General features: G+C 58.6%; 6 protein-coding genes and 1 pseudogene. 6 read left to right on the top strand and 1 reads right to left on the bottom strand.

The features are described 5' to 3' along the window. The 5 genes and pseudogenes from A3A9_RS0136320 to trbI form a co-directional block, all read left to right on the top strand. Nucleotides 1-231: ATP-binding protein (locus tag A3A9_RS0136320; protein ID WP_027062816.1), on the top strand; the 231-nt coding region annotated here is incomplete at its 5' end. Between the two features lie 56 nt (nucleotides 232-287). Next, a pseudogene (trbF, locus tag A3A9_RS40835) lies at nucleotides 288-878 on the top strand (conjugal transfer protein TrbF); the annotation flags it as partial. A 59-nt stretch (nucleotides 879-937) separates the two neighbouring features. Further along, nucleotides 938-1,726, top strand: a complete 789-nt coding sequence (trbG, locus tag A3A9_RS0136310) for a P-type conjugative transfer protein TrbG (protein ID WP_245279228.1) — start codon at nucleotides 938-940, stop codon at nucleotides 1,724-1,726. Between the two features lie 2 nt (nucleotides 1,727-1,728). After that, nucleotides 1,729-2,202: a conjugal transfer protein TrbH gene (gene trbH, locus A3A9_RS0136305; RefSeq protein WP_027062814.1), complete on the top strand. Its 474-nt coding sequence runs from the start codon at nucleotides 1,729-1,731 to the stop codon at nucleotides 2,200-2,202. Between the two features lie 10 nt (nucleotides 2,203-2,212). Continuing rightward, nucleotides 2,213-3,526 carry an IncP-type conjugal transfer protein TrbI gene (gene trbI / locus A3A9_RS0136300; RefSeq protein ID WP_027062813.1) on the top strand — a complete coding sequence of 438 codons (1,314 nt, stop codon included), beginning with the start codon at nucleotides 2,213-2,215 and terminating at the stop codon, nucleotides 3,524-3,526. 295 nt (nucleotides 3,527-3,821) lie between these two features. Here the strand turns inward: trbI and A3A9_RS40830 are convergent, their stop codons facing one another. Continuing rightward, the gene (locus tag A3A9_RS40830) at nucleotides 3,822-4,355 is read right to left on the bottom strand and encodes a MucR family transcriptional regulator (protein ID WP_063827836.1); all 534 of its coding nucleotides are present in this window, start codon (nucleotides 4,353-4,355) and stop codon (nucleotides 3,822-3,824) included. A 1,155-nt stretch (nucleotides 4,356-5,510) separates the two neighbouring features. On the opposite strand from A3A9_RS40830, the gene A3A9_RS40825 reads away from it, so the two are divergent. Then, on the top strand, nucleotides 5,511-5,789 hold a 279-nt coding region (locus A3A9_RS40825; protein ID WP_033839174.1), incomplete at its 3' end, for a 3-hydroxyacyl-CoA dehydrogenase NAD-binding domain-containing protein.

The following is a 5,789-nucleotide window of genomic DNA, read 5'->3' as shown; positions in this document are numbered from 1 at the left end:
GAACGCACCAGCGTCATCATCACCACAAACCTCAGCTTCAGCGAGTGGGCGAGTGTCTTCGGCGATGCCAAGATGACGACCGCGCTTCTCGACAGGCTGACGCATCATTGCCACATCCTTGAAACCGGAAATGACAGCTTCCGCTTCAAGAACAGCTCTGCCCACGAACCCAAAAAAGCGAAGGAGAAAACCAGAACCTTGACCCTCAACCCCGAACCGAAACATACATGAAAGGCGGGTCAAATCTCGGTGGAAATGCCGGGTCAGTTCTCAGCGAAAATCAACACTATGTGAAGGCGGCGAGTGCCTGGCGCATCGTTGGCATCACCGGCATGACCATGGCGGTGATCGGCTTCTCCTACGCGCTCTATCAGAGCACCCAGGTGAAGCTGGTGCCCTACATCGTCGAAGTCGACAAATTAGGCGTCGCCGCCATCGTCGGCTTTCCCCAGCAGATTGAGTATGCCGATCCCCGGGTTGTGCGCGCAGCCCTCGGCGGCTTCATCACATCCTTTCGGTCGATCACTCCGGACGCGGTCGTCCAGAAGCAATACATCGACCGCACCTACGCGCTACTCCGAAAGTCGGATCCTGCCACCGAGAAAATCAACAGCTGGTTTCGGGGCAATTCACCATTCGAGAAAGCCAAGACCGCGACAGTAGCCATCGAGGTGAACAACGTGGTCGCCCTGTCCAACCAGAGCTACCAGATCGACTGGACGGAATTCGAGCGTGACCGGAAAGGCAAGGAGACGGCGACCCGCCGTTTTCGGGGCATTGCCACCGTCACGCTGACCCCACCGCAGGATGAGGAAATCATCCGCCTGAACCCAATCGGATTGTATCTCCGCGACTTCGATTGGACCGCCCAACTATGAAGTCCGCGAGGTTTGACACCATGATCCCATCATCCGTAAGAGCGGGCGCCTGCGTTGGAATGCTTGCAGTGTCATCGACTTGGGCGATGCACTCGTGGGCACAGGAAATGAACGCCAACGAGGCGAAGGGCACCAGCATTTCGGGAAAATGGCGCGGATCGCCAGGACTTGTCACCAAAGGCGCCGATGGCAAGGTGGTCTTTCTCTATGGCGAAGTGCAGCCATCGGTCGTCTGCTCGCCGCTCCAGGTGTGTGACATAGAGCTTCAGGCCGGGGAGGTCGTTCGCGATGTCCTTGTCGGCGATACCGTGCGCTGGAAGGTCGAGCCGGCAACATCAGGCGCGGTAGGCGGTCAGGCGGTACACCTGATCGTGAAGCCTTCCGAACCCGACCTGGTGTCCTCGATGGTCGTGACGACGTCGCGGCGGACCTATCATGTCCAGCTCAAATCGCACCAGACGCAGTACATGGCACGCGTCGGGTTCGAGTATCCGGAGGAGGTCAACCAGAAACTGGCCGAGATCACCGCACGAATCGAGGCAAGCGCCATTCCTGGTGCCGGCGTTCCAGCAGAAAACCTAAATTTTGGCTATCGCACGAGCGGCCAGGCACGCTGGAAGCCAACCAGGGTCTATTCCGACGGAACAAAGACATACATCCAGTTCCCGTCTTCCTTTGCCGGCCAAGACGCGCCCGTCCTCTTTGTCGTTTCGGGAGGTGACAACCGGATAGTCAACTACCGGGTAAAGGGCACGATGATGATCGTCGACTACATGGTCGACCGCGCTGTTCTCGTTTCCGGCGTTGGCTGGAAACAGGAGAAGATCACCATCAAGAGGGGAGGGTGACCATGGCCAGTTTTCGAATGACGAGGTCTTTCATATCGCTCGTCCGGATTGCGACGGTCGCCCTGATTTGCGCCGGTATCGGCGCTTGCCAGATGACGGGCGAGAGTGGTCCCACCACAAGTGCCGCCAAGGCGGAGCTTTCTTCAGCGACTGCGAAAGCAATCGCCGGGGACATGGTGAGCAAGCTTGCCGAGATTGTCGTGCCTGGCTCCGGAACGGTCGTTCTGAAATCCGACGGCTCGACTTTCGGCGAGGCCCTGGCGACTTCCCTGAAAGGCTGGGGCTATGCCGTGGCAACGCCGGATCAACAAGCCGACGGCGGCAAGCGTATTCACATCGCCTATGTGATCGACAGTTTCGAAGGCAGCTTGCTCGCCCGTCTGTCGACGTCGACCGTCGATCTCGGCCGAGCCTATACTTTCACGAGCACGGGCGCCGCCCCGTCGAGCCCGCTCTCCATCATGCAGCGCAGCTGAGGGGGCAAATATGTCTTCGTTGGATATCTCACCCAAACCGCTTGGCGGCGATGACGGCGCTCCTCGCATTCGACGCCTCAACCGGTTGCCGGTCGTCGCTGCGATTTTGCTCGCCATCCTGTTCTTCGGCGTCATCATCTATGGGCTCTCGCAGCGCGGCCTGTATTTTCGCGGCGAGGGAGGGATCGGCTCGTCGTCCAACTCTCCACCGGCACGCGACTTCGCCGACCAGCTCAAGCGAGGCGTGTCGGACGGCGTCATTGAGGCGCCGGTCGAACCCCTCGTCATTCGACCATCGCCCGCGCCGGCTGCCGTCACTCCAGCTCCGGCCAATCCATTCAAGCCCGCACCCAAGACAGGTGAGCCCGACGCGGCGCTGGAGCCACCCATAGAGCCGGAGCAGGTATGGCGCGCGCGCCTCAAGCGTGAACAAGACGAGCAGTATCTGCGTGAGCGCCATCGACAACACATGGCCCGGCTTCAGGCAAACGATGCAGCTTACGACGCTCCGATTGCAATCGGTCTCGGCGACCAAAGCCAACAGGACGGAGGGCAGAGCACCGCCGCTAACCCCAACCCGTCCCAACCAGCGGCCGCGGATCTCTACGCCGCGGCGATGCGTGCCGGTCTCGCAGGCCAGACGGGAGGTGACATCGGCGGGCAGGGCGCAAAAGCTGACTTCTTCAATCAGGACATCAAGGACCTCGGCTACCTCCCCAACCAGGTCGCTCCACAGTTCTCGCCGTACGAACTCAAGCGGGGATCGGTTATCCCGGCGACCTTAATCACCGGCGTGAATTCCGATCTTCCCGGCCGCATCTCCGCGCAAGTCTCTCAAAACGTCTATGACAGCGCCACGGGTCATCGGTTGCTCATCCCACAGAGCGCTAAGCTCTTTGGCAGGTATGACTCAAGCGTAACGTTCGGCCAACGGCGCGTTCTCGTCGTCTGGACCGACATCATCTTCCCGAATGGCGCCACCTTGCAAATCGGCGGCATGGCCGGCACGGATGCGCAAGGCTATGGCGGCTTCAAGGACAAAGTAAACAATCACTATTTCAGGATTTTCGGATCCGCGATTTTGGTCGCCGCGATTGGCGCTGGCGTCGACATGGCCATCCCTGAAGATAGCAACAGAGTTGGCTCAGAAAACAGCGCTGAAAATTCCGCACGGCGATCATTCGCGGAAACCTTCGGGCGGGTTGCCGAGCAGACAATATCAAAGAACATCGATGTCCAGCCGACACTCGAAATCCGTCCCGGCTACAAGTTCAACATCCTGGTCGACCAGGACATTGTGTTCCCCGGACACTACAGACTGTGAACAACGGGAAGCTAAATCGCTGCGGCGCCACCAACTTTCTGACTCTACCCTGACTTAGCCACCAGACCTCCGCAAGGGCGCTGAAAAGAGAAATCGAAGGCGACGTCTCGGTGACTGATCCATTAATAGACCGCGAAAACATCGTTTGCTGCCCTTGGCGGTTCTGGTGGAGCTAAAGGCGACCCTCTCGGAGTCCGAGCGCCGAAAAATCAACGCCACGCAACAGGAGGCCCCACGAACAGGCGAGGCCTCGCCACCTTCAGCCACGGCGCTTCAACACTTAGCGCCCACTCCGCTAGGCTTTTGCGGATGCCTTTTGTGCCTTCCTCGCCGGAGACTTGATTGACGCCGCGGCGGTGCTCGCTGCAGCCGCGCGAAGAACTGGCTTTCGTTTTCCTGTAGCGACAGGTGCGGTTGCAGCGACTTTGCGTCCAAGCCCGATTGATTTCGCGAGGGCCGAGCGCGTGGCCGCATAGTTCGGAGCGACCATCGGATAGTCGGCTGGCAAGTCCCACTTCTGTCGGTATTGCTCAGGGCTCAGATCGTAGTGAACCCCAATATGCCGCTTCAGAGATTTGAACTTCTTCCCATCTTCCAGGCAGATGATGAAATCTGGCGTCACCGACTTTCTTACCGATACTGCGGGTTCCTGCTTGATGACGGGTTCCGGTGCCGGCGTCCCGATCGCTTTCAAAGCGGCATGGATATCGCCGATCAACTTCGGCAATTCACCCGCTGGCACGGGATTGTTCGACACATAGGCGGCGACGATGTCGGCCGCTATCGACACCGTTTCCAGATGGCCGTCGCGTTCGGGGGTCGTGGTCATATATATTGCCTCTTACTGTATCTGATGGAATTGACGAATTTGATCTGCTCACCCCGCCGCCAAGACACATAGTGCATTTTTCTCGACAGTCCACGTCTCTTTGGATCTTAACGGAAGAAGACCGGCGTTGTCGTTCTGGCCAGTCAGGGACGATCTAGTCGTTCAGTTTACAGGCAAGGAAATTCTGTCCTGGCAGCGCATACAGCTTGTCCAAAGTGGGATGCGCAAGATCAATCGCGAGCGCCACTGGAGTCATGCAGATCCATTTGGAAACTTGCGCAGGCCCCATCTTCTTCGAACAGGCTGGCACCGTTGACCAATATCGCAAACGGGTCTTGCCACAGCCAGGCCCGCGTCGCAACAAGCTCGGCCGGCCAGCGGGAGCTCACGAAGTGTGATCTCATCAAACCCGGATATACTCGTGTGAGCTTTTGGCAGGGCTGGCGCACGTTGATCGGCCGGGTCGCGCTCGGGCTTCCGCTCCTGTACCCTTCAGAAATGGGAGCGAAGAAAGTCGCCCGCAGGCCATGCGAACAACTCGCGAGGAATTCTGTGCTTTGTTAGGCCGATCGCTTGAAGAAGCCGTCCGCAGGTCATCCATGGTCGACAAGCCTTTTTTGATAGGCCTTTCTGCGCCATAATCTCACGCAGACCGAGCAAGTCGCGCTTCCAAAGGCGCCATTGGGACAATCCCGTTCCTGCGACAGAGGGGTTATCCGGGAACTCACGACATTGCTTTTGGCGTGAGTGTGTTAAAGGCGCTCAAAACGGCATCACCGGCCTGGGTTTGCATTTGATCGTCGCGCAAGGGCGCCACTGTCGCTGACCATCCCCGCCTTACCTCTCGATGCGCGTTTCGAGATGAAGTTCGGCTTGCAGCTCCCGACCAAGCCTCGCAATGCCTGGATCGGCAGCGTTGTTTGCCACAACAGCTCCGCCAAACAGGCAACGTTTTCTGAGTAACTGCCGCGCGTGCAACATTAGTATTAGCTTTATTAGCGATAATGTGTTTGCCTGCTGTCACTAGCGAGGAAGGAAAGTCATGTTTAGAGCAGTTTCAGTTGCCGGACCTGCCGCCGTCGTCGGTCTGTTCGCCGCCGGACTATCGGATGCGAAAGGCGGTCACCCAATGCACACAACGTCGAACGAAACCGAATGAACTTGACGGTGTTTGGAATTGGCTATGTCGGCCTCGTGCAGGCGGCGGTGCTTGCCGAGGTTGGCCACCAGGTTGTTTGCGTCGACATCGACGCAAGCAAGGTGGAACGGCTCAACCAGGGCTTCGTCCCGATTTTCGAGCCAGGCCTTGAGAGCCTCGTCAAGGAAAACCACGCCGCCGGTCGTATCAAGTTCACCACTGATGCCGCCGCTGCCGTCAGGCACGGCGAAATCCAGATGATCGCGGTCGGCACGCCGCCCGGCGAGGATGGTTCG

The organism is Mesorhizobium loti CJ3sym, from assembly GCF_000472785.1.
Taxonomy (GTDB): Bacteria; Pseudomonadota; Alphaproteobacteria; order Rhizobiales; family Rhizobiaceae; genus Mesorhizobium; species Mesorhizobium loti_E.
Note: the sequence above shows the minus strand (reverse complement) of the source record. Positions and strands in the feature narration are given on the sequence as shown.

Excerpts from the sequence above, each read along its gene's own strand:
- A3A9_RS40830 (WP_063827836.1), bottom strand. The coding sequence starts at position 4,355 with ATGACCACGACCCCCGAACGCGACGGCCATCTGGAAACGGTGTCGATA.
- trbH (WP_027062814.1), top strand. The coding sequence starts at position 1,729 with ATGGCCAGTTTTCGAATGACGAGGTCTTTCATATCGCTCGTCCGGATT.
- trbI (WP_027062813.1), top strand. The coding sequence starts at position 2,213 with ATGTCTTCGTTGGATATCTCACCCAAACCGCTTGGCGGCGATGACGGC.
- trbG (WP_245279228.1), top strand. The coding sequence starts at position 938 with ATGCTTGCAGTGTCATCGACTTGGGCGATGCACTCGTGGGCACAGGAA.